Here is a 23,271-nt window from a genome sequence, read left to right on the forward strand (position 1 = left end):
CTCGATCCGTCCTCCTGTGCGGGGAGGGCGGAAGTTCTGAAATCAATTGTGGACTAGACCATTCTGTTCTGTCCATCCAATGACAGGGCCTGGAAACCCGTCACTTCCTCCAACAGTACGCGGCCCGCGCCCCCCTTGGATACTCCTGAGTACCGCCGTGGGGAAAGTCATGGCGCGTACCCGGGGTACGCTCGCAAGGTGCCCTCCATGAACGATCTCGTACGCCAGCACACCGCTCTCGGAGAAACCGACCTGGAGTGGCTCCACCTGCTGGTCTCGGAGTGGCAGCTGCTCTCCGACCTGTCCTTCGCCGACCTCGTGCTGTGGGTGCCCACCCTCGACGGCACGCGGTACGTCTCGGTCGCCCAGATGCGCCCGAACACCGGCCCCACCTCGTACCAGGACGACATGGTCGGCCACCTGGTGCCGCGCGGCCGCCGCCCGCTGCTGGACGCCGCGCTCGACGAGGGCCGGATCGTGCGCGAGGGCGACCCCGAGTGGCGCGAGGAGGTGCCGGTCCGCGTCGAGTCGATCCCCGTCCGCCGCGAGGGCCGGGTCCTGGGCGTGATCGCACGCAACACCAACCTGCTCACTGTGCGTACACCGAGCCGGCTGGAGCTCACCTACCTCCAGTCCGCCTCCGACCTCGCCCAGATGATCGCCGCGGGCTCCTTCCCGTACCCCGGCCAGCAGGTCGACATGGACGCCTCCCCGCGCGTCGGGGACGGCCTCATCCGGCTCGACGCCGAGGGCGTGGTCACCTACGCCTCGCCGAACGCGCTCTCCGCCTACCACCGGCTCGGCCTCGCCTCCGACCTCGTCGGCCAGCACCTGGGCAACACCACCGCCGAACTCGCGCCCTCCCGCGGACCGGTGGACGAGGCCCTGGTCAAACTCGCCAGCGGTTGGGCCCCCCGGGAGACGGAGGTCGAGGGCAACAGCGGGGTCATCCAGCTGCGCGCCATCCCGCTCAAGCCGAAGGGCACCCGGATCGGCTCCCTGGTGCTGTGCCGCGACGTGACGGAACTGCGTCGTCGCGAACGTGAATTGATCACCAAGGACGCGACCATCCGGGAGATTCACCACCGGGTGAAGAACAACCTCCAGACCGTGGCCGCACTGTTGCGGCTCCAGTCCCGCCGGATGGATTCCCCGCAGGGCCGCGAGGCGCTGAACGAGGCCGTGCGCCGTGTCGGATCGATCGCGATCGTGCACGAGACGCTGTCTCAGAACCTCGACGAGCGGGTCGAGTTCGACGAGATCGCCGACCGCGTCATCGCTATGGTCTCGGAGATCTCGCCGGGCAAGGTCGACTGCCGACGCACCGGCAGGTTCGGGATCCTGGACGCGGAGGTCGCCACCCCGCTGTCGATGGTGCTGACCGAGATCCTGCAGAACGCCCTGGAGCACGCCTTCACCCAGGGGGAGCGGGGCACCGTGGAGGTGGCCGCGATCCGCACCGGAACCGGTCGCACCGACGGCCGGCTGCTGATCACCGTGCTCGACGACGGCAGCGGTCTGCCCGAGGGGTTCGACCCCCAGCGGGCCGGCAACCTCGGGCTGCAGATCGTACGGACCCTCGTGGAAGGGGAGCTCGGCGGCACGTTCGACATGCTCCGGATCGAGCCGCGTGGCACCAAGGTCGTCCTCGACATCCCCTCCAGCCCGCAGAAGTAGCAGCCGGGTCGTGACTCAGCGTGACGCACCGCGTCGCGCGCCCCGCACAGCACTGAGCCCCGGACCGAATGAATCGGTCCGGGGCTCAAGAGCACGGTGCTGAGCGCTTGTTCGGTTACTACGCGCTGCGCGTCGAGGCTCGAAAGTCGTTGTCAGGCGCTGGCGTTGCGCGCCCGGTTGCGAGCGGCGCGGCGCTTCATGGCGCGGCGCTCGTCCTCGCTGAGACCGCCCCAGACGCCGGAGTCCTGACCGGACTCGAGCGCCCACTGCAGGCACTGCTCCATGACGGGGCAACGGCGGCAGACGGCCTTGGCTTCCTCGATCTGCAGCAGCGCAGGACCGGTGTTGCCGATGGGGAAGAAGAGTTCCGGGTCTTCCTCACGACAAACGGCGTTGTGACGCCAGTCCATGGCTGCTCCATCTCCTTGTATTGCGGGCAAGTTGCTTGTGAATGTGAACGCTTTCACGAATCCCCCCGTGAGGGAAGCGCGACCGCCCGGTTTCACGCGGGTGATCAGTCAGAGATTCGTGGAGGGGTTCTGGCGGTCTGTGTGGGTGCCGGGTGTTGCGGGCTGTCCCGATCGCCATGAAGAGATTCGCAAACCTCGGACGGGGATACAACCCCTTCCGGAAAGTTTTTTTTGATTCGTCGGTGTCTACTAGGTCACAGCCCTACATCGTGAGGGTGGACCGACGTGTAAACGTTCGAGTGAAAGGCCTCCGGGCCCTTCCACTCACACAATCACACGCAGTGCACGGCGTACGCCTGTGAACCGAACGCTGGTCCGCAGTCCGAGATGATCGCCGTCCATCTGGAAGGGAAGCGGAACCTTCGAATGCAAGGTGAAGTCGGTCAGATCGTGCAGAGACACCGCGTGCTTGCCGTGCGGACCCCGCTCAGGAGTGGAGGTCAGGAGCTGGGTCGCGTACCGCGCGACCGCCGGAGTTGACAAACGGTTCAGTGCCAATACGTCAAGCGCAGTATCGAACGAGGCTTCGGGGGAGGCGTAAAGCGGACGATTCCCCAGATACGTCCACGGTGACGTATTGCACACTATCGACAGCACCAGATCGGTCACCGGGTCCGCTCCGGGACGCTCCAGCGTGACCGTTCCGTGACGCCGGTTCGGTTCCTCCCAGAACTGGCGCATCAGCTGTCGCACATACAGGGCGTGCGTCGAACGCTTGCCGCGCTCGCGCTGCTGCTCCACCCGGCCCACCACACCCGCGTCGAAGCCGAAGCCCGCGCAGAACGTGAACCAGCGGGCCGGGACCGACTCGTCCTCCGTGCCCGGGGTGCCGGCCGCCAGGCCCAGACCCACCGTCCGCTCGCGCTGCTCCCGCAGCGCGTCCAGCAGGGCGCCGGTCGCCTCGACCGCGTCGTTGGGCAGTCCCAGGGCGCGCGCGAACACATTGGTGGAGCCGCCGGGAACCACCGCCAGCCGCGGCAGCCGCTCCGGATCGGGCCCGTTGTGCAGGAGCCCGTTGACCACCTCGTTGACCGTACCGTCGCCGCCGAGGGCGACGACGAGGTCGAGCCCCTCGTGCGCGGCCTTGCGCCCCAGGTCCCGGGCGTGCCCGCGGTACTCGGTGGTGACCGCCTCCAGCTTCATCTCGCTGGCCAGGGCATGGGTCAGGACGTCGCGCGTGCGCGCACTGGTGGTCGTCGCTGCTGGGTTGGCCACGAGAAGTGCACGCATGAGCGCCAGACTACCCACCCCTTCGCAGGCCGACCCTACTGCCCGTCCCTCCGGGGTCCGGAGCGCGCCGCTACCCTGCTGGAGTGAGTAAGAAGCAGCCCGCGAACGCCCCCGCCCCCGCCGCCGTCCCGACCGCCGTGCTGCCCGGCCGGCTGACTGCGGCCGCCGCGCTCACCGCCCTGGAGGGCCTGGCGCTGGCCGGCCTCGGGATCTACATGCTCTTCGTGGGGATCGCCGGTGACCCCGACTCCCCGCAGCAGGCCGAGACGGGCGGGATCACCCTGCTCGCGCTCGCCGCGCTGCCGCTGGTCGCGGCCCGCGGGCTGCGCCTGGGCCGCCGCTGGAGCCGCGGCCCGGCCCTGATCACCCAGCTGATGGCACTGCCGGTGGCCTGGACCCTCTTCAGCACCGGCGGCGCGATGATCGCCGCCGCCGTGGCGCTGGCCGTGGCCGCGGTGGCCGTCGTCGCGCTCCTGGTGAATCCGACGGCGACCGAGGCTCTGGGTATCGGGCCCGGCGAACAGGCCCGATAACCGGTCGTCCGGTTCTTCCTCCGCCCGCCTACTCCTCGACGAGGAGCTTCTCGCGGAGCTGGGCCAGCGTGCGGGCCAGCAGTCGGGAGACGTGCATCTGGGAGATGCCGACCTCCTGGGCGATCTGCGACTGGGTCATGTTGCCGAAGAAGCGAAGCAGCAGGATCCGCTTCTCCCGCGGCGGCAGGCCCTCCAGCAGCGGCTTGAGAGACTCGCGGTACTCGACGCCCTCCAGGGCCTCGTCCTCCGCGCCCAGGGTGTCCGCGACCGCCGGCGACTCGTCGTCGGTGTCCGGGACGTCGAGGGAGAGCGTGCTGTAGGCATTGGCCGATTCCAGCCCCTCCAGCACCTCCTCCTCGGAGATCCCCAGCCGCTCGGCCAGTTCGTGCACCGTCGGGGAGCGGCCGTGCTGCTGGGACAGTTCGGCCGTGGCCGTCGTCAGCGAGAGCCGCAGCTCCTGCAGACGACGCGGCACCCGCACCGCCCAGCCCTTGTCACGGAAGTGGCGCTTGATCTCGCCGACCACCGTGGGCGTGGCGTACGTGGAGAACTCGACCCCGCGGTCCGGGTCGAACCGGTCCACCGACTTGATGAGGCCGATCGTCGCGACCTGGGTCAGGTCGTCGAGCGGCTCACCGCGGTTGCGGAAGCGCCGCGCCAGGTGTTCCACCAGCGGCAGGTGCATCCGTACCAGCCGGTTGCGCAGCTCGGCCTTCTCCACCGACCCGTCGGGCAGTGCCCGCAGCTCGATGAACAGGGCCCGCGCGCCGCTGCGGTCGCGCGGGTCCGGCAGCGCCGGGGTCACCGGGAACACCGGCACCGGCGCTACCGGGGGCACCACGGGGGCCGCGGCCGCAGCCTCGGCTCCCGTCCCGGTCGGCCGGGATGGTTGTGGTTGTTCCTGCTGGTTCTCGCTCATAGGGCCCGCCCGTCGCTCCGCCGAGTCCAAAAAGCCGTCTTCCGCATCCGCGTCAGCCGGGTGCGGCCGGGCGTGCTGCTGCTCCGGGATGCCGCCGTCGACCTCGTGCCGTACCCGGGGCCGATCCCCGCCCCGCACCGGGATCTCCCCGCCGCTCACGCCGGGCCTGGTCCCGCGCCGCGCTGTTTGTAGAGGCTGATGCTCACCGTCCGGTTCTCCTCGACCGTGGCCTCGACCTTGCCGGCCAGCGCCGACAGGACCGTCCACGCGAACGTGTCACGCTCCGGTGCGCGCCCGTCGGTGGTCGGCGCCGAGACGGTCACCTCCAGCGAATCGTCGATCAGCCGGAACACGCAACTGAGGACGGAGCCCGGCACGGCCTGCTGGAGCAGGATCGCGCAGGCCTCGTCCACCGCGATGCGGAGGTCCTCGATCTCGTCGAGGGTGAAGTCCAAACGTGCCGCGAGGCCGGCCGTGGCCGTCCGCAGCACCGACAGGTAGGCACCCGCAGCGGGCAGCCGGACTTCCACGAAGTCCTGAGTCCCGGGCTCGCCTGCGATCTGGGACACCCTCACCTCCAAGGTGGTACGAGCTCTGTTCGCCGGTGACGCTATCGCGATCCGGGCGATCGTGTCGCGGCACCCCTCTTGGCGCCCGCTTCGAGCACCCCGCCTGCGAGCCAGTGGCTGATGGTAAGCCCATGGGTACGCACAGTGGCTAGGGGTCTGCGGGGCCCAAATCAGGGGAACCGGCGGAGGGTTGAACTACCCCGCTTCAGACGATCGAACCGTCGACAAAACACCAGCGCCAGGTCTCACCCGGTTCGAAGCTCCGCATCACCGGATGCCCGGTCTCCTGGTGGTGCGCCGTGGCGTGCCGGTGGGGCGAGGAATCACAGCAGGCCACCCGCCCGCACACCAGGCACATCCGCAGCTGCACGGGGTGGCTGCCGAGGGCCAGGCATTCGGGGCAGGTGTCGTGCGAGGGCACCGGTTCGGGACGCGGCAGTTCGGCAACGTGGGTGCACTCGCTCATCGCATTCTCCTTGTACCGGAACCCCGGCCTTCAGTCTCGGGGCGTACCGCGCGCACGGGCCGGAGCTGAGATGCAGCGGAGTGTCGATGCGTCACGCTTTGACCGGAGCTTGATCTCGTACAGAATACGTTCCCGCCGTGCGAGTCATGGGGATCTCCTCGGCCAAGCCCGCGCGTTCGGGGCGAGCGGCCGACGATTGAGGTGGATCTTCGATGGAGGTATTGCCGCTGGTGGCGCTGATCGCCGGCAGCGCGGCCGTCGCGGGGGTGGCCCGCCGGACCCCGGTGCCGGCGCCGCTGCTGCTGGTCGCCGCCGGCCTGCTGGCCGGCTACGTGCCGGGGGTGCCCGCCTACACGCTCGACCCGCACATCGTGCTGCCGCTGCTGCTCCCGCCACTGCTGTACACGGCCGCCGTGGACAGCTCGTACCTGGACCTGCGCGCGAACATCCGGCCCATCGCGATGCTCTCGGTGGGCTACGTGCTCTTCGCGACGCTCGCCGTCGGGTACGCGGCGTACGTGCTGGTGCCGGGGCTCACCGCGCCGGTGGCGCTGGTGCTGGGCGCGGTGATCGCACCTCCCGACGCCGTCGCCGCCACCGCGATCGCCCGCAAGCTCCGGCTGCCGAACCGCATCACGACCATCCTGCAGGGCGAGTCCCTGGTCAACGACGCCACCGCGATCACCGCCTACAAGGTGGCGCTGGCGGCCGCGATCGGGGTCAGCGCCGGCTGGGCGGGCGGGATCGAGGAGTTCCTGCTGGCCTCGGTCGGCGGCATCGCCGTGGGCCTGCTGCTGATGGTGCCGATCCACCACCTGCGCAAGCGGCTGAGGGAACCCCTGCTCCAGAACACCCTGTCGCTGCTGATCCCCTTCGTGGCGTACGCGGCCGCCGAGCGGGTGCACGCCTCCGGGGTGCTCGCGGTGGTCGTGGTCGCGCTGTACCTCGGGCACCGGAACTGGCAGGTCGACTTCGCCACCCGGCTCCAGGAGGAGGCGGTGTGGAAGGTGGTCGCCTTCGTGCTGGAGTCGGTGGTCTTCGCACTGATCGGGCTCCAGCTGCCGGTGGTCCTCAAGGGGCTGGGCGAGTATGACGGCGCACACGCGGCCTGGTACGCGACCGCCGTGTTCCTCGCGGTGGTGGCGGCCCGGTTCCTGTGGGTGTTCCCTGCGACCTTCGTGCCCCGCTGGATGTCGCCGCGGATCAGGGACCGGGAGCCGGAGACCGACTGGAAAGCCCCGGTGATCGTGGGATGGGCCGGGATGCGGGGCGTGGTCTCGCTGGCCATCGCCTTCTCCGTGCCGATTTCGGTGCCGCACCGCAACCTGATCCTCTTCCTGACCTTCACCACGGTCATCGGGACGCTGGTGGTGCAGGGGCTGACGCTGCCGCCGCTGATCCGGGCGCTGAAGCTGCCGCCGAAGGACGTGCAGGCCGAGACCCTGGCGGAGGCGCAGGCGCAGAGCGAGGCCTCGCGGGCGGCCGAGGAGCGGCTGGCGGAGCTGCTGGAGGAACCGGAGAACAGCACGCTGCCGCCGCCGCTGGCGGACCGGCTGCGGACGGTCATGGAACGCCGGCGCAACGCGGTGTGGGAGCGGCTGGGCGAGGTCAATCCGGAGACGGGGGAGTCGGCGGACGACGTCTACCGGCGGCTGGCGCGGGAGATGATCGCGGCCGAACGGGAGGTCTTCGTGACGCTGCGGGACCAGCGGCGGATCGACGACGAGATGCTGCGGGCACTGCTGCGCAGGCTGGACCTGGAGGAGGCCGCGGCCTACCGCGAGGAGGGGTGAGCGCGGCCCCGGCCTACGGCCGGCCCGTGACGACCGCGGCCAGGACCGTGCCGTGCGGGAAGGCTCCGGCCGCGGTGAGCTCGGTCAGGGCCCAGAGCAGCTTGGCCACGTAGATCCGCTCCACCGGGAGGCCGTGGCGGGCGCCGAAGTCGGCGGCGAAGGCCTCCAGGTCGGCCGGGACCCGGGCGTAGCCGCCGTGGTGGAAGTCCTCGGCCAGGGTCCACGCGCCGGCCGGGCCCCCGAAGGCGGCCGCCTGGAGGGAACGTATCTCCGCGGCCAGGAAACCGCCCGCCAGGACCGGAACCCCGAGGGCCCGCTGCCCGGGGGCCAGCCCGGCCGCGAGGCCCGCCAGCGTCCCGCCGGTACCGCAGGCCACCGCCACCACGTCGGCGGCGCCGCGCAGTTCACGGCCGAGTTCGGCGCATCCGTGCAGGGCGAGGGCGTTGCTGCCGCCCTCGGGGACCACGTACGCGCCGCCCGCGCTCGCCGAGTCCACCAGCCCGAGCAGCTCCTGCGGATCGGCCTTGCGGCGGTACTCCGACCGGGACACGAAGTGCAGCCGCATCCCGTCGGCGGCGCACCGGGCGAGCGAGTCGTTCAGGGGCCGCCCCGCCAGCTCGTCCCCGCGCACGATGCCGACCGTCCGCAGCCCGAGCAGCCGCCCGGCCGCGGCGGTGGCCCGCAGGTGGTTGGAGTACGCCCCGCCGAAGGTGACCAGGCCGTCGTGGCCGGCGTCCAGGGCCGCGCGCAGGTTGGGCGCGAGCTTGCGCCACTTGTTGCCGGGCAGTTCCGGATGCACGAGGTCGTCCCGCTTGAGCAGGAGCCGTACGCCGCGCCGGCCGAACCTGTCGTCGCGGATCTCCTGCAGGGGCGACGGCGGGCGCGGTTGCAGGAGCGCGTCAACGTTCGGGGGGCGGTTCACCCGTCCATTGTGAACCGCCCGCCCCGAGGCGCCGGCCGCACGTCCATGCCCGGTGCCGGTCCCCGCCTCAGCGAGCCATCCAGGGGACGCGGCAGCTGTGCGGGGCCGAGCCCTCCGGGCAGAGGGCTGCGATCACCGTCCGGTGGATCGCCCGCCATGTGCGCAGGGAGCACGCCAGACGGACGCGCAGTTCGACCGGGCGGCGGGCGCCGCTGCTGAGGCCGGGATGTTCGATCTCCCACTGTTCCGCGAGGAAGTCGTACATGTCGGCGGTCGACAGCCCGCTCCCGGGGAAGGTGTCGATGACCGCCCCGCCGATGATGCGGGCGCTCCGGGGGCCCACGGCGTCCTCGACGAGCCGCCCGACCCAGGCCAGCCCCTCTTCGTCCGCGTACAGGCCGAACCTCAGCTCGCGCGTCCTCATCGCGCCCCGCCTTCGGAGGCGGTGGTGAACCAGGAGTGCACGGGCGCGAGCGTGGGTGAGGCGGGCCGGCCGCCGACCGTGGCCAGGAGCTGCCAGTAACGCGCGGTGTGCGGGTCGGTGGTGGCATGCAGGCGGGCGAGGAGCCAGCGGCGCAGGCCGCCTTCGCCGGCCCGCCCGAAGGCGTCGGCGTAGAGGCCGCCCAGCGCGTCGGCGAGGGACCCGCCGGTGGCGGAGGCCGGCAGGAGGCCGGCGGACACGGCTTCACCGACCCGTTCGCGCATCGCCCGGTCGATGGAGTCCTGCAGGGCGCCGACCTCGTCCTGCCCGGAAGGCTCCTGGGCCTGCTCCTCGGCCGTGCGGCGCAGTGCCGCACGGAAGTCCGGGTCCTGGCAGAGCCCGGCGATTTCCACCCAGGCCTCGATCTGTTCGGGCGTGGGGTCGTCGGGGAGCTCGGGTACGGCGGAGCGCATCAGGCTCACGAACTCGGGGTTGGTGTCGAGGCCTTCGAAGGTGCTGTCGAGGAAAGCGGACACCAGGCGGTGCTGTTCGGTTCGGGAAAGCGTGGCGAGTCGGTGCATGAGGTTCATCTCCATGGGGGTGGGGCCGCGTCCGGCGATCGCGCGGAGCACCGCCCGGCGCAGGCGGAGCGTGTGGATCTGTACGTCCAGGGCGTTGGCGTGGGCTTCCGCGACCTCGGGTACGGATGCCTCCCGGTCCAGCACCTTGCGTACGGTCGCCAGATCGAGCCCGAGATCGCGCAGCGTGCGGGCCAGGTCCAGGCGGGCGAGCGCGCCGGGGCCGTAGAGGCGGTAGCCCGCCGGGCTCCGGCCGGTCGGCGGGACGATGCCCTTGTCGGAGTAGAACCGGACGGTCTTCACCGACAGGCCCGTCCGGCGGGATAGCTCTCCGATGGAGTAGAGCGTGTCGCTGTCCATGCCCCCACTTTCATGTCTCCCCCCGCAGGAGACTCAACCAGGGACAGCATCTTCGGGCCACGGGATTTCCGCTGCCGGGCGCGGCCCGGTCCCGCAGGGCGCGGGGCCCGCCTCCTGAGATCCTCCCGGGGACGGGCCGCTCGGTGGGACGAGCTACTTCAGGCGCTCGGCGATGCGGTTGCGCATGGAGTCCATCGTGAAGCCCCGGGGATCGACCTTGCCGGGCTGCCATTCGCGGTGGCCGATCACCGAGCGGGCCGTCCAGCGGTGGATCCGGCAGACGGCCGCGGAGGCGCGGGCGATGGCGTCGAGCTGGACCGCCGGCCAGGGGTCCTCGCCGTCGCCGAGGTTCTCGCACTCGAAGCCGTAGAAGTGGCGGTTGCCGTCGGTGTCCGTCTCGTTGTCCGGCGGCAGCCGCTTCTCGGCGATCACCGCCGCCAGGACGTCGGAGTCGCCGGCGCCCGCGTGGTTGGCGCGGCCGTAGCCCACGAGATGGACGCGGCCGTCCTTGGCGATCACTCCATGGCAGAGCGGGCCGGGCAGGGCGCTGTGGCCCTCCCGGCAGAGCTCCACCGTGTACGGGGTGCCGCGGGTGACGGTGTGGTGGATCATCACCCCGTGCACGGGCCCCCAAGGGCCCTTGTGGTTGCGGTTGTGGGTGCGCCAGGCGCCGACTTCGACGACGGTCAGGCCCTCGTTGCGCAGTGCGCTGATGAAACGGTCCGCGGACATGGGTGCGGCCATGGCCGCCTCCTTCGTTGCGGTGCGCGGCGGGCACCCTCTGTGCCCGTCTCGTCACCCTCCGGTTTAGTGGAGGCAGCCCTTCCGCGGCTAGTGCATTCGTACGGTGAGCGAGCTGATCCGGCCAGGAATCAGGCCGATGCGAGCCACAGGTCCGGGCCGAGGTGCTGGTGGACGACCGTGTACTGCTCGCGGGTGACGCCGAGGCTGGCGCGGACTTCTGTTCGGACTTCTGCCGGACCGGTTCGGCGGGGGCCTGCGCTTGGCCGAAAACGATGGGATGGGTGGGGCGGATGGGGCTCGGGGGAGATGGGTGACCCCAGAGAGTGCCCCGCGCCCGCACGGAGTAGTCCCACCCTTTTGTGTAATGGTCCGACCACGTTCCGTACTGACAGGCTGCACCCGCAGATCCATGGAGTGATCGAAAGGGAAAGACATGTCGGTCCAGGCAGGTTCCGAGTCCGAGGCCCAGACACCGCAGCGCAGTCTTGGGACGACGGCCGCACGGAACTTGGCAACCACGACCAAGTCCGCGCCACAGATGCAGGAGATCACCTCGCGGTGGCTCCTGAAGATGCTGCCGTGGGTGCCGGTGCAGGGCGGCACGTACCGCGTCAACCGCAGGCTGAGCTACTCGGTCGGCAACGGCGTCGTGGAGTTCATCAAGACCGGCACCCAGGTCCAGGTGATCCCGGCCGAGCTCGGCGAGCTCCCGCTGCTGCGCGACTACGAGGACCTCGACGTCCTCGGTGAACTGGCCCAGCGCTGCCGGCAGATCGACTTCGAGGCCGGCCAGGAACTGACCTCCTTCGGCAGCCCCGCCGACCGGGTCTTCCTCCTCGCCCACGGCCGCATCGACCAGATCGGCCCCGGCCCCTACGGGGAGGACGCCGTCCTCGGGACCGTCGCCGACGGCGCGTACTTCGGCGACGAGTCCCTCGTCGATGAAGAATCGATTTGGGAGTACACCGCCCGCGCCGCCACGTCCGGCACCGCGCTCGCCCTGTCCCGGCAGGACTTCCAGCTCCTCGCCGACCGGGTCGAGTCGCTGCGCGAGCACGTGGAGGACGTACGGACCCGGCCCGACCGGGAGACCAACAAGTACGGCGAGGCCGCGATCGAGCTCTCCGCCGGCCACCAGGGCGAGGCCGTCCTCCCCGGCACCTTCGTGGACTACGAGGCCCGGCCGCGCGAGTACGAACTCTCCATTGCACAAACGGTCCTGCGCGTGCACAGCCGCGTCGCCGACCTCTACAACCACCCGATGAACCAGACCGAGCAGCAGTTGCGGCTCACGGTCGAGGCGCTGCGCGAGCGCCAGGAGCACGAGATGCTCAACAACCGCGACTTCGGCCTGCTCCACAACGCCGACTACGACCAGCGCATCCAGCCGCACGACGGCGCGCCCAGCCCCGACGACATGGACCAGCTGCTCAGCATGCGGCGCGGCTCCAAGCTGTTCCTGGCGCACCCCAAGGCGATCGCCGCCTTCGGCCGCGAGTGCAACAAGCGCGGCATCTACCCGGAGTCGGTGGACATCGGCGGCAACCGGGTGCCGGCCTGGCGCGGGGTGCCGATCTTCCCGAGCAACAAGATCCCGATCAGCGACGCCCGCACCACGTCCATCCTGTGCATGCGCACCGGCGAGGACGAACAGGGCGTGATCGGGCTCCACCAGCCGGGCATCCCGGACGAGATCGAGCCGAGCCTGTCGGTCCGCTTCATGGGGATCAGCGAGCAGGCGATCATCTCCTACCTGGTCACCGCGTACTTCTCCGCCGCGGTGCTGGTGCCGGACGCGCTCGGCGTGCTGGAGAACGTCGAGATCGGCCGCTGGCGCTGACCGCGGTGAACGCCATCGCGACCGGTGAGGGCCAGGACGCCGCGGCCCTGCTGGAACGGACGAGAGAAGCGGTCGACCCGCAGCTGCGCCGCACGGTCGAGAGCCTGCCGGGCTCGATGCGGCGCGTGGCGATGTACCACTTCGGCTGGGAGCACGAGGACGGCAGCCCCGCCTCGGGCGGGGCCGGGAAGGCCATCCGGCCGGCCCTGGTGCTGGCCGCCGCCCAGGCCCTGCGCGGTCCCGGGGCCGGCCCGGCCGAAGAGGCCGTACGGGCGGCGGCGGCCGTGGAGCTGGCGCACAACTTCACGCTGCTGCACGACGACATCATCGACAAGGACGTCCGGCGGCGGGGCCGGCCCACGGCCTGGACCGTCTTCGGGACACCGGACGCCATCATCACGGGCGACGCGATGATGGCGCTCGCGCTGCGGCTGCTCGCGGAGGACCGGCATCCGGCCGCCGCGGCGGCCTCGGCCCGGCTCGCTGCCTGTGTCATCGAGCTGTGCGCGGGCCAGCAGGCGGACTGCGCCTTCGAGCAGCGTCCCCAGGTCACGCTCGACGAGTGCCTGGCCATGGCCACGGCCAAGACCGGGGCGCTGCTGGGCTGCGCGTGCGCGCTGGGCGCCCTGTACGCGGGGGCCGGGCCGGACGAGGTCGACGCCATGGACGCCTTCGGGAGGGAGGCCGGGCTGGCCTTCCAGCTGATCGACGACCTGATCGGCATCTGGGGGGATCCGGGGCACACCGGCAAGCCCGCCGGGGCCGACCTGATCGCCCGCAAGAAGTCCCTGCCGGTCGTGGCCGCCCTCACCTCGGACACCGCGGCGGGGGCCGAGCTGGCCGCGCTCTACGCGGGCCCCATGGCCGGGGACGACGTACGCCGGGCGGCCGAGGCGGTGGACCGGGCCGGCGGGCGCGACTGGGCGCAGGCCCAGGCCGCGGACCGGATGGGGCGGGCGGTCCAGCAGCTGTCCCGGGCCGTTCCGGACCTCGGGGCGGCGGGCGGGCTGCTGGCACTCGCGGAGTTCGTGACGCGCCGTACGAGGTGAGCGCGCGGGGGGCGCGAGCCGTTCGGGGGAGCCCGGGGGAGGGGGCGAGGCCCGTTCCGGCACCGCACGGTGCCGGAACGGGCCTTACCGCATCTCTGTGTCAACTCTAGGATCACCCACGGTTGTTGACGGGTGAGTGAAGGGTGTGACCAGTGGTGCTGGAGATACGTCAGGCGGATCAGTCGGACCGGGACGCCGTGGCGCGGCTGCTCGACGAAGCCTTCCGTACCGACCCGGTGAGCAGCTGGGTCTTCCCGGACCCGGAACACCGCGCCGCGGTGCACGGGAAGTTCCTGGGCGTCTTCGTGGACGTGGCGCTGGAGGAGGGCCGGATCGACTACGCCGTGGACGGCTCGGCGGCCGCGCTGTGGCTGCGGATCCCGGCGGGCGTTGCCGAGGGTGAGGACGAGGTCCCGGCGAGGATGCGGGCCGTGGCGGACCCGGACAACGAGCGGTGCGAGCTGGTCGGGCGCCTCACGGGCGCGGTGCACCCGACGGCGGAGGAGCACGAGTACCTGCTGATGATCGCGGTCGCCCCGGGCCGGCAGGGGCAGGGGCTGGGGAGCGAGCTGATCCGGCCGGTGCTGGAGCGCTGCGACCGTGAGGGCGTGCCGGCGTACCTGGAGGCGAGCAGCGAGCGCAGCAAGGGACTGTACGAGCGGCTCGGCTGGGAGTTCGCGGGAGAGGCGGTACGGCTTCCGGACGGGCCGCTGATGTGGCCGATGTGGCGCAAGCCGCGCGGCTGAGAGCAGCGGGTCGGGTCCCGGGGAAGAAGGCCAGATGGGCGTTACGAGCCCGTACGCACCTGAAGCGGTACGTGGCCACGCGCTCGATCGCGGTCCCCCCGACCACCACCTACGCGCGGGGCGCCGACCCGCCGAACGCACGGAACCGGCCTACCGTGGAGGTATGGCCGGTGAACAGCAGCACCACGCACACGAGACGGTGGCCCCGCAGGCCGGGCACGAACAGCAGACGTGCCCGGCGTGCGGGCGCCGCGTCGACACGGTGGTCAGGCGGCGCAAGTCCCTCGGGATCTTCATCCCGGTGTGGGGCCGGGGTCCCTGCCGGAACCCCGACTGCCCCGATTACGCGGAGCCCGAGGAGCGGTGACTCAGCCCTTGGCGGCGAGATCCTTCGCACCCAGACCGGAGGCGAAGCCGTTGGCCCAGAGCTGGTTGACGCGCGCCCGCTCGGCGGAGTTCGGGTTGGCGTTCGTGCACGAGGTGCCCGGGCCGCCACCCGACATCAGCTCGCTGCACGGGCCCGAGTAGTGGTCCGGCAGACCCAGCACGTGGCCGGTCTCGTGCGCCGTCACCCGGGTGGAGTTGTACTGCTGGTTCTGCCGGTAGTCCAGGAAGATGTAACCCCGGCCGTGCCCGTCGGTGCTCGCGTACGAGCCACGTGAGTCGTTGCCCTCGCGGTACGAGAAGTTCCCGCCCGAGGACACCTCCTGCAGCTTGACGTTGGCCACCGAGCTGTTCCAGATCTGCGTGGAGCGGGCTATCTGGCTGCGGAAGCTCGGGGCACTGCGGGTGTTGTACGTGACGGTCACGGCCAGGGCGCCCGGGTTCGCGGCCCGCTGCTCGGCGACCGAACGCTGCACGGCCTCGAAGAACGCGCGGTTCGCGGCGTCGTTCTCCGGCGAACGCTCGTAGGCGGCGTAGCTCACGGCGTTTCCGACGGGGGCGGGCGCGGCGGTGGCGGTGGGGACGACACCGAGGGTGGCGGCGAGGCCGAGGCCGACGGTCGTGGCCAGCATGGCCTTACGGGAGTGGCGCATGTGGGGGAGCTCCTACTCGTCCGGTGCGGTGGGGGGTGGTCTTTCGAACCGGAGTCTGCGGGAGGGGAAGTGCCCGGCGGATGATGTCACTCCCCGATAACGCGAACCTATCGGGGAGATTTCGGCAGCCCAACTAGCGTGAGAATGGCGGGATTCGGGGGGCTATCGGTGGCTGGTGCGGTCAGCGGTGACCGGCCTACCCTCGGGGCATGGAGCTTGAGGTCAGGCACCTGCGCGCGCTGTGCGCCATCGCCGACGCCGGAAGCCTGCACAAGGCCGCCCGGCAACTCGGCGTGAGCCAGCCCTCCCTGACGACCCAGCTGCGCCGCATCGAACGGGCCCTCGACGGCGAGCTGTTCCTGCGCGAGCGGACCGGCTGCCGGCCCACCCCCTTCGGCCGGACCGTGCTGGGCCGCGCCCGCCCGCTGCTCGCCGAGATGGCCGCGCTGGTCGCGGAGGCCCGCGAACTGGCCCACGCCTCGCGGCTGCGCATCGGCTCCACCGCCAGCAGCGCGCTGCCGGGCTGGCTGCGGCGCATCCACCGGCGGCTTCCGGACACCGAGACCTCGCTCGTGGTCGACGTCTCCGCCAACGCGCTGCTCAGGATGGTCGCCGCGGGACAGCTGGACGTGGCGTTCGTGCACGAGGTGGAGGGCAGCCCGCTGCGGGTGCCGCCCGAGCTGCAGATGCACGTACTGATGGAACGGGAACCGCAGTTCGTGTCGATGTCCCGGGACCATCCGGCCGCCGGGCAGGCGGTGGTCTCCTTACGGGACCTGGCCGCCGACCGCTGGATGGTCGACCCCTCGGTCGACGGCGAGTGGGACGGCCTGCGCCGGGTCTTCGCCGGAGCCGGACTCGACCCGCCGGTGCTGCACGCCGACTACCACACGGCGACCTCGCTGATCATCTCCGGCGAGGCCGTCGCCCCGTGCCAGCCGACCTCCGGGCCGCGCGAGGACATGGCGATCCGGCCGCTCTGCGGGGACCCCCTCGCCGTGCGCCTGCTCCTGGCCACCAGGCCGGGCGCGCACGCGGAGGTCTACGAGGACCTGCGCGCCGCCTATCGCGAGGCCGCCCTGCGGACGCCCCCGTACCGGGCCTGGCTCCACCACCACGCGAGTCCGCTGCTGGAGGCGGCGTAGCCGGGCCCGCACGGGCGCTCCCCCAGGTCGTCCCCTCCGGTCCGGACCCCGCCGGCGGCCAACCGCTCCGCGGCGGACGTGACGCAGGTCACGGGAACTCCGCCCCGGGTGCCGGACAGCCGACAGGAGTGACGACAGAGATGCGAACCCGGGTGCGGTCCGGGGATCCGGACGCCTACGCGGAGCTGTTCGACAGCTACGCCCGCACCCTCTACAACCACGCCTTCCGGATGACCGGCGACTGGGCCGCCGCGGAGGACGTCATGTCGGCCGCCTTCCTGGAGGCATGGCGGCTGCGCGGCACGATCGACCCCGAGGGCGGCTCGCTGCGGCCCTGGCTGCTGGGCATCGCCACCAACCTCGCCCGCAACCACTGCCGCAGCAACCGGCGCTACCGGGCCGCGGCTGCCGCCGCCACGGCGGCGGCCGGTGCCGCGTCCGTGCCCGACCACGCCGAGGAGGTGGCCGGCCGGCTGGACGACCGGCGGCAGATCGCGGCCACGCTCGGGCAGCTGAGTGCGCTGCGCGGACCCGAACGCGAGGTCCTCCTGCTGTGTCTGGGGGAGGGGCTGGAGTACGCGGAAGCCGCCCAAGTGCTCGGCATCCCGGTCGGAACCGTCCGTTCCAGGCTGTCTCGGGCCCGTACGAAGCTACGCAAACTCGCTGAAACAGAACTGAAGAAGAAAAAACGGGAACCCGCGGCTCGGCCCCGACAGACATATGGCGACCGCACGAACACGGTCCGGTCCGCACAGGAAGGAACCCGATGAACCCCGACCTCTCCCGGCCCCGCCCGGCCGGCGGGGAGGAGCACCCGCTCCTTCTGCCGTTCGCCGAACGGGAACTGCCCGCGGGCCGCCACCAGTTCCACAAGGAGCGCCTGATGGCCCAGATCCACGAAGACCTCCGAACCGCCGACGTCGCCACCCCGGCCCCCACCCGTGTCACCGGGCCGCGCAACCCGTTCCTGCGCCGGGCGGTCCTCGTGCCCGCCGCCGCGTTCGCGCTGGCCGGAGCGCTCGCCGTCGGCTTCGTCTCCTACCTGGACCGGGGCGCAGCGGACGGACCCGGTTCCACCGCCGCCACCGGCCCGGCGCTGACCACCCGGATCGGCGCGGCCGACCCCAAGGGGGCGCCGCAGCTCCTGGACCGGATCTCGCTGGCCTCCGCCTCCGTCTCCGGCCCGGCCGTGCGCGCGGACCAGTTCATCTACATCGGCAGCAAGGCGGCCAACACCTATGTGAAGACCGTGGGCCACAAGAGCACCCTGGTCAGCCAGCCGCTGCACATGCGCCACCAGTGGAACTCCCCGGACGGCACCAAGGGCTGGCTGATCGAGCCCGGCAACACCGGACCGGAGGGCGTGACCCTGGCGGGCCCCGACGAGAAGGGCAACACCCCGACGCCGTACCTGAACGCGCCCACCCACAACTACCTCGCCACCCTGCCCACCGACCCCGACGTGCTGCTCCGGCGGATCTACGAGGAGACCAAGGGCATGGGCAACGGCCCCGACCAGGAGGCTTTCACCACGATCGGCGACCTGCTGCGCGGCAGCTACCCGCCGGCCGAGCTCACGACCGCGCTCTACCGGGCGGCGGCGAAGATCCCCGGCGTGGTGATGGTCGACGACGCGGTCGACGCCGCGGGCCGCAGCGGCATCGCGGTCGCCCGGCTCGACGAGCACAGTGGCCAGCGCGAGGAGTGGATCTTCGACCGCCAGACCCTCACCTTCCTCGGTGAGCGCAGCGTCCAGGTGCAGGGCGAGTCCGGCGAACAGGGCCTGATCAAGCCCGGCACGGTCGTGTACACCAGCGCCGTCATGACCCGTACGGTCGTCGACCGGATCAAGGAACTGCCGCCCACGGCCCGCTGATCCGGCCCGGCGACAAGGCACCCCCCTAGCGCCGCGCCCGCGCCCGGTCGTACGCCAGGGACGCGGTCCCGTGCGCCAGCAGGACCGCGCCCGCCGCAGCCCAGCCCGGGCTGCGGCGGTGGGCCGCCCAGGCCAGCAGGGGTGCGCCGGCCGCCACTTGGGCCGCGCCCAGCAGCCGGGCCCTCGGGCCGCGGACCCACGGGCCGAGCGGGCCCTGCTCCACCGCGTCGAGCTCGGCCCGTACCGCGTCGCGCCAGCCGGACCACTCCAGCGTCTCCACGCCGGGAGCCACCCGGGCCGCACCCCGCAGCCGGTCGGCCGATTCGCCCGGGGCGAGCCCGGGCGGCAGGGCCAGTCCGGCGCGCGTGAGCAGGGCGACCAGCGCGAGCAGCCGGGCCTCCCCGTCCACGGCGGGGTCGGCGCCGGCGCGGGTGAGGCGCTCCAGTTCCTCCAGGTCGAGGACGGGGTCCAGGCCGAGCCGCGCCGACAGGGCCCGCATGGCGTCGGGCTCGCCGGCCGGGCGCCCCGCCGCGTCCCACGCGTAGGTGACGGTCCGCCGGAATCCGCCGGCCAGGGCGAATCCGGTCCGGCCGTCCTCCCACCACAGGCTCAGCACCGGCCGGTCGGTGCCGACCGCGATCGCCGAGCCCCAGCCGGAGAGGACCTCCCGCACGGACTCCGGGCCGTCCCGCCACGGCTTGGCCTCGGGGACGAGCACGCTCCACGCGCCCGCCGGGGCGAGCAGCAGGCGTACGCGCAACAGGTGTGCCGGGGGCCGGACGGCAAGGGGTTCGGCGCGGCAGAGCAGCATTCCGCCGGTCGCGGCCCTGGATATTGACATGCCCACACAATAGTGCAAAACGCCCCGAAACGTGGGTTTTCGGGAGGGCGCTTGACTTCCCTCAACCGCGATATATCGTGTTAACAGAAGACGCGATATGTTGCGTGCGTCGAGCCCGGTCCGTGAACGCACGAGGAGGATCAGCACCATGGCAGAGCAGTCGCCCGAGTCGTCGTCGCCGTCGACGTGGCACTTCGACGAACCGCAGAAGCTCACCTTCGAGGAGCCGGTGACCGAGCTCCGCGTCCGCCTCGTGAGCGGCACGGTGAACGTGGTCGCCGCCGAGGAGGGCCCGGCCCGCCTGGAGGTGACCGAGGTGGACGGCCCGCCGCTGTACGTCGTGCAGGACGGCGGCACGCTCACCGTCTCCTACGAGGACCTGCCCTGGAACGGCGCCCAGGGCCTCAAGCAGTGGTTCGAGACCAAGCCGTGGAAGGCCTGGGCCGGTTCCGCCTCGGGTCGCAAGGCCTGGGAGCGCAGCGTCGCGATCACCCTCACCGTGCCCGCCGCCACCCAGGTCCACGTGGCTGCGGTCGGCGCCGCCGTCTTCGTCTCCGGCATCTCCGGCGGCACCGATGTCAACGGGGTCTCCGGTGACGCCACGCTCGTCGGGCTGTCCGGCCGGGTCAAGGCGCACACCGTCTCCGGCAGCGTCGAGGCCCAGTCCGTCTCCGGCGAGTTCGGCTTCCACTCCGTCTCCGGCGGCCTGACGGTGGTCGACGGCTCAGGCGGCAACGTGCGGGCCGACTCGGTCAGCGGCGACATGCTGATCGACCTCGCCGCGGACCCCGCCCACCCCGAGCCGGTGGACATCTTCCTCAACTCCGTCTCCGGGCAGGTCGCGATCCGCCTCCCGCACCCCGCCGACGCCAAGGTCGAGGCCAACACCGCCACCGGCCGCGTCTCCAACGCCTTCGAGGACCTGCGGGTCTCCGGTCAGTTGGGCGCCAAGCGGATCACCGGAACCCTCGGCTCCGGAGCCGGCACCCTGCGGGCGACCACGGTCTCCGGCTCGATCGCCCTGCTGCGCCGCCCCCAGGCCGACGCGGACCGCCCCGCCGCCCCCCTCGAGCTCGACAAGAAGGTGCTCTGACATGCCGCCCGTCTTCGCCCACGGCCGACTCCGCCTGTACCTCCTCAAGCTGCTGGACGAGGCCCCGCGCCACGGGTACGAGGTGATCCGCCTGCTGGAGGAGCGCTTCCAGGGCCTGTACGCGCCCTCCGCGGGCACCGTGTACCCGCGGCTGGCGAAGCTGGAGGCCGAGGGCCTGGTCACGCACGCCACCGAGGGCGGGCGCAAGGTGTACTCGATCACCGATGCCGGCCGGGCCGAACTGGCCGACCGCGGCGGCGAACTGGCCGACCTGGAGCTGGAGATCCGCGACTCGGTCACCGAGCTCGCCGCCGAGATCCGCGACGACGTCCGGGGCGCGGCGGGTGACCTGCGCCGCGAGATGCGGGCCGCGGCCTCGGCGTCGGCGACCCAGGTCGAGGACGAGTCCTGGAAGGCCGCCAAGGAGGACCTGCGCAAGGCACGGCAGGAGTGGAAGGAACAGGCGCGGCGGGCGAAGGACGAGAGCCGCCGCGCCCGCGAGGAGGCTCAGCAGGCCCGCCGCCAGGCCAAGGAGGCCCAGGAGCGGGCCCGCGAGGAGGTCCAGCGCATCGCGGGCCAGCTTCAGGAGCAGTTCGCCAAGTCCGGCGGCGTCCTGGGCAGTCTGGCCGGGGCCTGGCTCGGGGGCGGTACGCAGACCACGGCCCCGGCGGGCGCGGAGCCCCGTACTGCGGCGGACGGCCTGGACGGCGTGGACGGCGTCGACGGGGCGGACGCGGCGGCGGCCTCGGACTGGGCCGCGGACCTCGCGCCCACCGGTGACCCGGCGCGTGACCTGGACCGGCTGCTGGACCGTTTCCGCGACGAGGTCCGCGATACGGCGCGGGACCGCGGGGTGACCGTGGCCCAGGTCGCCGAGGCGCGCCGCCACCTGGAGGCTGCCGCGGGCCGGCTGGGCACCACGTTCGGGGCCAGGCCGTAGCTCGCCCGCGGGCCCGCTGCCGGGGCGCCGCCCCGGACCCCGCGCCTCGAACTCCCCCGGCTGCCGCTGGGAGGCGCCCCACGGCGGGGCTGGAAGTGCGGGCGGCCGGTCAGGCCGCCAGGCCGGTTTCGGCCGTGCCGTATGTGATGCCGTGGTCCGAGAGGACCTCGGAGACGGTGCCGGGGCGGGAGAGCAGGGCCAGCAGCAGGTGCAGGGTGCCGATGTGGTTGTCCTTGCGGCCCAGCGCGATGCGCAGCGACTGCTCCAGCACCTTCTTCGCGCCCGCGGTGAAGGGGACCCGGTAGCTGCCGGTGCGGTCGTCCGCGACCTCACGGCCGAAGGCGGAGCGGATCGAGGCGCCCAGGGTCCGCCTGCGGGGCGCGGGGGTCGCGAGGGCGCCCCGGCCGTGGGTCTCCTCGATGCGGGAGACGATCTCGGTGAGGTCGATGCCGAGTCCGGCCAGCGCCTCCTCGTCCGCCCTGGACATGCCGCCCCGGCGGCGGGCCGCCGTGAGGTCGGCGGCCACCACCGCGCGGTCCACGCCGAGCGGATCCAGGGTCCCCAGGGCCAGCAGGGAGAGCAGCAGGTGCTCCTCGGTGACGGTGGGCGCCCCGGCCTGCCGGGCCTCGGTCACCGCCCCGGTCACGGTCGACCGGGCGTCGCGGGTGAAGCGTTCGAACATCAGAGCCTCCCGTATTTCTTGTGCACGGCCTGCCGGCTGACGCCCAGCTCGGCCGCGATCTCCTGCCAGGACCACCCCTGCGCGCGGGCGCTGCGTACCTGTACGGCCTCCAGCTGCTCCAGCAGCCTCCGGAGGGCGGCCACGGCACGCAGGCCCACGCGCGGGTCGCGGTCACCGGCCCGTTCGGCGAGATCAGTGGCTTCGGTCATGGATGTCAATGTAGGTTGACGCGGGAGGTTCGTCAACCCCAGTTGACATCCAGGGTGGTCAGGGGGTGAGGACGATCTTGCCGAAGAGGTCGCCCGACGCGAGCTTCTCGAATCCCTCGCGCGCCCGGTCCAGCGGCAGCACCTCGTCGATGACCGGCCGCAGCCCGGTGTTCGCGCAGAAGGCGAGCAGGTCCTCCAGCTCGTCCTTCGAGCCCATCGTCGAGCCGACCACCTTCAGCTCCAGGAAGAAGATCCGGGTCAGCTCGGCGTGCGCGGGGCGGTCGCCGCTCGTGGCGCCGGAGATCACCAGGGTGCCGCCCGGGCGCAGGGACTTCACGGAGTGCGACCAGGTGGCGGCGCCCACCGTCTCGATCACCGCGTCCACCCGCTGCGGCAGCCGCGCACCCGGCTCGAACGCCTCCGCCGCGCCCAGCTCCACGGCCCGCTTGCGCTTGGCCTCGTCCCGGCTCGTGGCGAACACCCGCAGGCCGGCCGCCTTGCCGAGGGCGATCGCGGCGGTCGCGACACCGCCGCCGGCGCCCTGCACCAGGACGGAGTCCCCGGGGCGGACCCCGGCGTTGGTGAACAGCATTCGGTACGCCGTCAGCCAGGCCGTCGGAAGGCAGGCGGCCTCCTCGAAGGTCAGCTCGGCGGGCTTGCGCAGCACGTTCCAGGCGGGGACGGTCACCTGCTCGGCGAAGGTCCCCTGGTAGCGCTCGGTCAGGATCGAGCGCGGCTCGTCCGGGCCGACCCCGTGGCCGCTCTGGCCGATCACGGAGTGCAGGACGACCTCGTTGCCGTCCTGGTCGATCCCGGCGGCGTCGCAGCCGAGGATCATCGGGAGTCTTTCCTCGCCGAGGCCGACCCCGCGCAGCGACCACAGGTCGTGGTGGTTGAGGGAGGCGGCCCTGACGTTCACGGTCACCCAGCCCGGCCGGGCCTCGGGGGCCGGGCGGTCGCCCAGCTCAAGGCCGTTCAGCGGCTGGTCACGGTCGATTCGGGCGGCGTAGGCAGCGAACATGCGGCGACGCTACCGCTCGGTAGGGGCGGGTTCCAGTCTCTCGGGGACCGCCCTCCTGAGGCCTTCGTCTCAGCCACCCGGCTCACCCCGGCCGCGCCGGCCCCCGGCGG

Annotated in this window: 26 protein-coding genes; 12 read left to right on the forward strand and 14 right to left on the reverse strand. The window is 72.1% G+C overall.

Features of this window, described 5'->3' with window-relative positions; genetic code table 11:
- Positions 1-207 precede the first annotated feature (207 nt).
- The gene (locus tag ACZ573_RS03455; RefSeq protein WP_471298363.1) at positions 208-1,677 is read left to right on the forward strand and encodes a sensor histidine kinase; all 1,470 of its coding nucleotides are present in this window, start codon (positions 208-210) and stop codon (positions 1,675-1,677) included.
- A 152-nt stretch (positions 1,678-1,829) separates the two neighbouring features.
- On the opposite strand, the gene ACZ573_RS03460 is transcribed toward ACZ573_RS03455, so the two are convergent.
- Together ACZ573_RS03460 and ACZ573_RS03465 are read right to left on the reverse strand one after the other, a co-directional pair.
- The gene (locus tag ACZ573_RS03460) at positions 1,830-2,087 is read right to left on the reverse strand and encodes a WhiB family transcriptional regulator (protein ID WP_003953983.1); all 258 of its coding nucleotides are present in this window, start codon (positions 2,085-2,087) and stop codon (positions 1,830-1,832) included.
- 324 nt (positions 2,088-2,411) lie between these two features.
- Complete coding sequence (locus ACZ573_RS03465; protein WP_030385973.1) at positions 2,412-3,377, reverse strand: diacylglycerol/lipid kinase family protein; 966 nt, start codon at positions 3,375-3,377, stop codon at positions 2,412-2,414.
- Between the two features lie 83 nt (positions 3,378-3,460).
- Here ACZ573_RS03465 and ACZ573_RS03470 point away from each other — a divergent pair, with 83 nt between their 5' ends.
- The gene (locus tag ACZ573_RS03470; protein WP_471298366.1) at positions 3,461-3,910 is read left to right on the forward strand and encodes a hypothetical protein; all 450 of its coding nucleotides are present in this window, start codon (positions 3,461-3,463) and stop codon (positions 3,908-3,910) included.
- A 28-nt stretch (positions 3,911-3,938) separates the two neighbouring features.
- On the opposite strand, the gene ACZ573_RS03475 is transcribed toward ACZ573_RS03470, so the two are convergent.
- From ACZ573_RS03475 to ACZ573_RS03485, 3 genes are all read right to left on the reverse strand, one after another.
- On the reverse strand, positions 3,939-4,973 hold the full coding sequence (locus ACZ573_RS03475; RefSeq protein ID WP_471299052.1) for an RNA polymerase sigma factor SigF: 1,035 nt from the start codon (positions 4,971-4,973) through the stop codon (positions 3,939-3,941).
- An 11-nt stretch (positions 4,974-4,984) separates the two neighbouring features.
- The gene (locus ACZ573_RS03480) at positions 4,985-5,398 is read right to left on the reverse strand and encodes an ATP-binding protein (RefSeq protein ID WP_030012703.1); all 414 of its coding nucleotides are present in this window, start codon (positions 5,396-5,398) and stop codon (positions 4,985-4,987) included.
- Between the two features lie 205 nt (positions 5,399-5,603).
- Positions 5,604-5,864 (reverse strand): UBP-type zinc finger domain-containing protein, encoded by a 261-nt coding sequence (locus ACZ573_RS03485; RefSeq protein ID WP_471298369.1) that lies wholly within the window; start codon positions 5,862-5,864, stop codon positions 5,604-5,606.
- A 212-nt stretch (positions 5,865-6,076) separates the two neighbouring features.
- Here ACZ573_RS03485 and ACZ573_RS03490 point away from each other — a divergent pair, with 212 nt between their 5' ends.
- Positions 6,077-7,657, forward strand: coding sequence for a Na+/H+ antiporter (locus ACZ573_RS03490; protein WP_471298372.1), 1,581 nt, complete (start codon positions 6,077-6,079; stop codon positions 7,655-7,657).
- Between the two features lie 13 nt (positions 7,658-7,670).
- Here the strand turns inward: ACZ573_RS03490 and ACZ573_RS03495 are convergent, their stop codons facing one another.
- The 4 genes from ACZ573_RS03495 to ACZ573_RS03510 form a co-directional block, all read right to left on the reverse strand.
- Complete coding sequence (locus tag ACZ573_RS03495; RefSeq protein ID WP_471298375.1) at positions 7,671-8,579, reverse strand: 1-aminocyclopropane-1-carboxylate deaminase/D-cysteine desulfhydrase; 909 nt, start codon at positions 8,577-8,579, stop codon at positions 7,671-7,673.
- A 67-nt stretch (positions 8,580-8,646) separates the two neighbouring features.
- Positions 8,647-9,003, reverse strand: a complete 357-nt coding sequence (locus tag ACZ573_RS03500; RefSeq protein WP_471298378.1) for a hypothetical protein — start codon at positions 9,001-9,003, stop codon at positions 8,647-8,649.
- Positions 9,000-9,938: a MerR family transcriptional regulator gene (locus ACZ573_RS03505; protein WP_471298381.1), complete on the reverse strand. Its 939-nt coding sequence runs from the start codon at positions 9,936-9,938 to the stop codon at positions 9,000-9,002. The genes ACZ573_RS03500 and ACZ573_RS03505 overlap by 4 nt, the downstream gene beginning before the upstream one ends.
- Before the next feature lie 153 nt (positions 9,939-10,091).
- Positions 10,092-10,682 (reverse strand): N-acetylmuramoyl-L-alanine amidase, encoded by a 591-nt coding sequence (locus ACZ573_RS03510; protein WP_471298385.1) that lies wholly within the window; start codon positions 10,680-10,682, stop codon positions 10,092-10,094.
- 433 nt (positions 10,683-11,115) lie between these two features.
- On the opposite strand from ACZ573_RS03510, the gene ACZ573_RS03515 reads away from it, so the two are divergent.
- The 4 genes from ACZ573_RS03515 (at position 11,116) to ACZ573_RS03530 (ending at position 14,684) form a co-directional block, all read left to right on the forward strand.
- Positions 11,116-12,522 (forward strand): family 2B encapsulin nanocompartment shell protein, encoded by a 1,407-nt coding sequence (locus tag ACZ573_RS03515; protein ID WP_471298388.1) that lies wholly within the window; start codon positions 11,116-11,118, stop codon positions 12,520-12,522.
- Positions 12,513-13,571 carry a family 2 encapsulin nanocompartment cargo protein polyprenyl transferase gene (locus tag ACZ573_RS03520; RefSeq protein ID WP_471299055.1) on the forward strand — a complete coding sequence of 353 codons (1,059 nt, stop codon included), beginning with the start codon at positions 12,513-12,515 and terminating at the stop codon, positions 13,569-13,571. The genes ACZ573_RS03515 and ACZ573_RS03520 overlap by 10 nt, the downstream gene beginning before the upstream one ends.
- Before the next feature lie 152 nt (positions 13,572-13,723).
- Positions 13,724-14,317: a GNAT family N-acetyltransferase gene (locus ACZ573_RS03525; protein WP_471298390.1), complete on the forward strand. Its 594-nt coding sequence runs from the start codon at positions 13,724-13,726 to the stop codon at positions 14,315-14,317.
- A 163-nt stretch (positions 14,318-14,480) separates the two neighbouring features.
- On the forward strand, positions 14,481-14,684 hold the full coding sequence (locus ACZ573_RS03530; protein WP_471298393.1) for a hypothetical protein: 204 nt from the start codon (positions 14,481-14,483) through the stop codon (positions 14,682-14,684).
- Between the two features lies 1 nt (position 14,685).
- On the opposite strand, the gene snpA is transcribed toward ACZ573_RS03530, so the two are convergent.
- The gene (gene snpA, locus ACZ573_RS03535) at positions 14,686-15,354 is read right to left on the reverse strand and encodes a snapalysin (RefSeq protein ID WP_471298395.1); all 669 of its coding nucleotides are present in this window, start codon (positions 15,352-15,354) and stop codon (positions 14,686-14,688) included.
- 209 nt (positions 15,355-15,563) lie between these two features.
- Here snpA and ACZ573_RS03540 point away from each other — a divergent pair, with 209 nt between their 5' ends.
- From ACZ573_RS03540 to ACZ573_RS03550, 3 genes are all read left to right on the forward strand, one after another.
- Positions 15,564-16,499: a LysR family transcriptional regulator gene (locus ACZ573_RS03540; RefSeq protein ID WP_471298398.1), complete on the forward strand. Its 936-nt coding sequence runs from the start codon at positions 15,564-15,566 to the stop codon at positions 16,497-16,499.
- Between the two features lie 140 nt (positions 16,500-16,639).
- Entirely contained in the window at positions 16,640-17,269 is a 630-nt protein-coding gene (locus ACZ573_RS03545) for an RNA polymerase sigma factor (RefSeq protein ID WP_471298401.1), read from the forward strand.
- Positions 17,266-18,375 (forward strand): CU044_5270 family protein, encoded by a 1,110-nt coding sequence (locus ACZ573_RS03550; RefSeq protein WP_471298403.1) that lies wholly within the window; start codon positions 17,266-17,268, stop codon positions 18,373-18,375. Before ACZ573_RS03545 ends, ACZ573_RS03550 begins: the two co-directional genes overlap by 4 nt.
- A 25-nt stretch (positions 18,376-18,400) precedes the next feature.
- Here the strand turns inward: ACZ573_RS03550 and ACZ573_RS03555 are convergent, their stop codons facing one another.
- Entirely contained in the window at positions 18,401-19,210 is an 810-nt protein-coding gene (locus ACZ573_RS03555; protein ID WP_471299057.1) for a hypothetical protein, read from the reverse strand.
- Between the two features lie 154 nt (positions 19,211-19,364).
- Here ACZ573_RS03555 and ACZ573_RS03560 point away from each other — a divergent pair, with 154 nt between their 5' ends.
- Complete coding sequence (locus tag ACZ573_RS03560; protein ID WP_471298406.1) at positions 19,365-20,309, forward strand: DUF4097 family beta strand repeat-containing protein; 945 nt, start codon at positions 19,365-19,367, stop codon at positions 20,307-20,309.
- Position 20,310: 1 nt separating this feature from the next.
- The gene (locus ACZ573_RS03565) at positions 20,311-21,249 is read left to right on the forward strand and encodes a PadR family transcriptional regulator (protein ID WP_471298409.1); all 939 of its coding nucleotides are present in this window, start codon (positions 20,311-20,313) and stop codon (positions 21,247-21,249) included.
- A 109-nt stretch (positions 21,250-21,358) separates the two neighbouring features.
- Here the strand turns inward: ACZ573_RS03565 and ACZ573_RS03570 are convergent, their stop codons facing one another.
- From ACZ573_RS03570 to ACZ573_RS03580, 3 genes are read right to left on the reverse strand one after another with little or no spacing between them, the layout of a single operon-like run.
- Positions 21,359-21,931, reverse strand: coding sequence for a Clp protease N-terminal domain-containing protein (locus ACZ573_RS03570; RefSeq protein ID WP_471298412.1), 573 nt, complete (start codon positions 21,929-21,931; stop codon positions 21,359-21,361).
- A complete protein-coding gene (locus ACZ573_RS03575; protein WP_030013034.1) occupies positions 21,931-22,140 on the reverse strand; it encodes a helix-turn-helix domain-containing protein in 210 nt (69 codons plus the stop codon). The genes ACZ573_RS03570 and ACZ573_RS03575 overlap by 1 nt, the downstream gene beginning before the upstream one ends.
- Before the next feature lie 58 nt (positions 22,141-22,198).
- Positions 22,199-23,161: a zinc-binding dehydrogenase gene (locus tag ACZ573_RS03580; protein ID WP_471298415.1), complete on the reverse strand. Its 963-nt coding sequence runs from the start codon at positions 23,159-23,161 to the stop codon at positions 22,199-22,201.
- Positions 23,162-23,271: the final 110 nt, after the last annotated feature.

The sequence above is a fragment of the Streptomyces sp. NPDC040545 genome (genome assembly GCF_055595065.1).

What these genes read in the sequence shown, in the direction of transcription:
- ACZ573_RS03455 (WP_471298363.1), top strand. Translation starts at nt 208, where the DNA reads ATGAACGATCTCGTACGCCAGCACACCGCTCTCGGAGAAACCGACCTG.
- ACZ573_RS03460 (WP_003953983.1), bottom strand. Translation starts at nt 2,087, where the DNA reads ATGGACTGGCGTCACAACGCCGTTTGTCGTGAGGAAGACCCGGAACTC.
- ACZ573_RS03465 (WP_030385973.1), bottom strand. Translation starts at nt 3,377, where the DNA reads ATGCGTGCACTTCTCGTGGCCAACCCAGCAGCGACGACCACCAGTGCG.
- ACZ573_RS03485 (WP_471298369.1), bottom strand. Translation starts at nt 5,864, where the DNA reads ATGAGCGAGTGCACCCACGTTGCCGAACTGCCGCGTCCCGAACCGGTG.
- ACZ573_RS03490 (WP_471298372.1), top strand. Translation starts at nt 6,077, where the DNA reads ATGGAGGTATTGCCGCTGGTGGCGCTGATCGCCGGCAGCGCGGCCGTC.
- ACZ573_RS03500 (WP_471298378.1), bottom strand. Translation starts at nt 9,003, where the DNA reads ATGAGGACGCGCGAGCTGAGGTTCGGCCTGTACGCGGACGAAGAGGGG.
- ACZ573_RS03505 (WP_471298381.1), bottom strand. Translation starts at nt 9,938, where the DNA reads ATGGACAGCGACACGCTCTACTCCATCGGAGAGCTATCCCGCCGGACG.
- ACZ573_RS03510 (WP_471298385.1), bottom strand. Translation starts at nt 10,682, where the DNA reads ATGGCCGCACCCATGTCCGCGGACCGTTTCATCAGCGCACTGCGCAAC.
- ACZ573_RS03515 (WP_471298388.1), top strand. Translation starts at nt 11,116, where the DNA reads ATGTCGGTCCAGGCAGGTTCCGAGTCCGAGGCCCAGACACCGCAGCGC.
- ACZ573_RS03530 (WP_471298393.1), top strand. Translation starts at nt 14,481, where the DNA reads ATGGCCGGTGAACAGCAGCACCACGCACACGAGACGGTGGCCCCGCAG.
- snpA (WP_471298395.1), bottom strand. Translation starts at nt 15,354, where the DNA reads ATGCGCCACTCCCGTAAGGCCATGCTGGCCACGACCGTCGGCCTCGGC.
- ACZ573_RS03540 (WP_471298398.1), top strand. Translation starts at nt 15,564, where the DNA reads ATGGAGCTTGAGGTCAGGCACCTGCGCGCGCTGTGCGCCATCGCCGAC.
- ACZ573_RS03545 (WP_471298401.1), top strand. Translation starts at nt 16,640, where the DNA reads ATGCGAACCCGGGTGCGGTCCGGGGATCCGGACGCCTACGCGGAGCTG.
- ACZ573_RS03550 (WP_471298403.1), top strand. Translation starts at nt 17,266, where the DNA reads ATGAACCCCGACCTCTCCCGGCCCCGCCCGGCCGGCGGGGAGGAGCAC.
- ACZ573_RS03560 (WP_471298406.1), top strand. Translation starts at nt 19,365, where the DNA reads ATGGCAGAGCAGTCGCCCGAGTCGTCGTCGCCGTCGACGTGGCACTTC.
- ACZ573_RS03565 (WP_471298409.1), top strand. Translation starts at nt 20,311, where the DNA reads ATGCCGCCCGTCTTCGCCCACGGCCGACTCCGCCTGTACCTCCTCAAG.
- ACZ573_RS03570 (WP_471298412.1), bottom strand. Translation starts at nt 21,931, where the DNA reads ATGTTCGAACGCTTCACCCGCGACGCCCGGTCGACCGTGACCGGGGCG.
- ACZ573_RS03575 (WP_030013034.1), bottom strand. Translation starts at nt 22,140, where the DNA reads ATGACCGAAGCCACTGATCTCGCCGAACGGGCCGGTGACCGCGACCCG.
- ACZ573_RS03580 (WP_471298415.1), bottom strand. Translation starts at nt 23,161, where the DNA reads ATGTTCGCTGCCTACGCCGCCCGAATCGACCGTGACCAGCCGCTGAAC.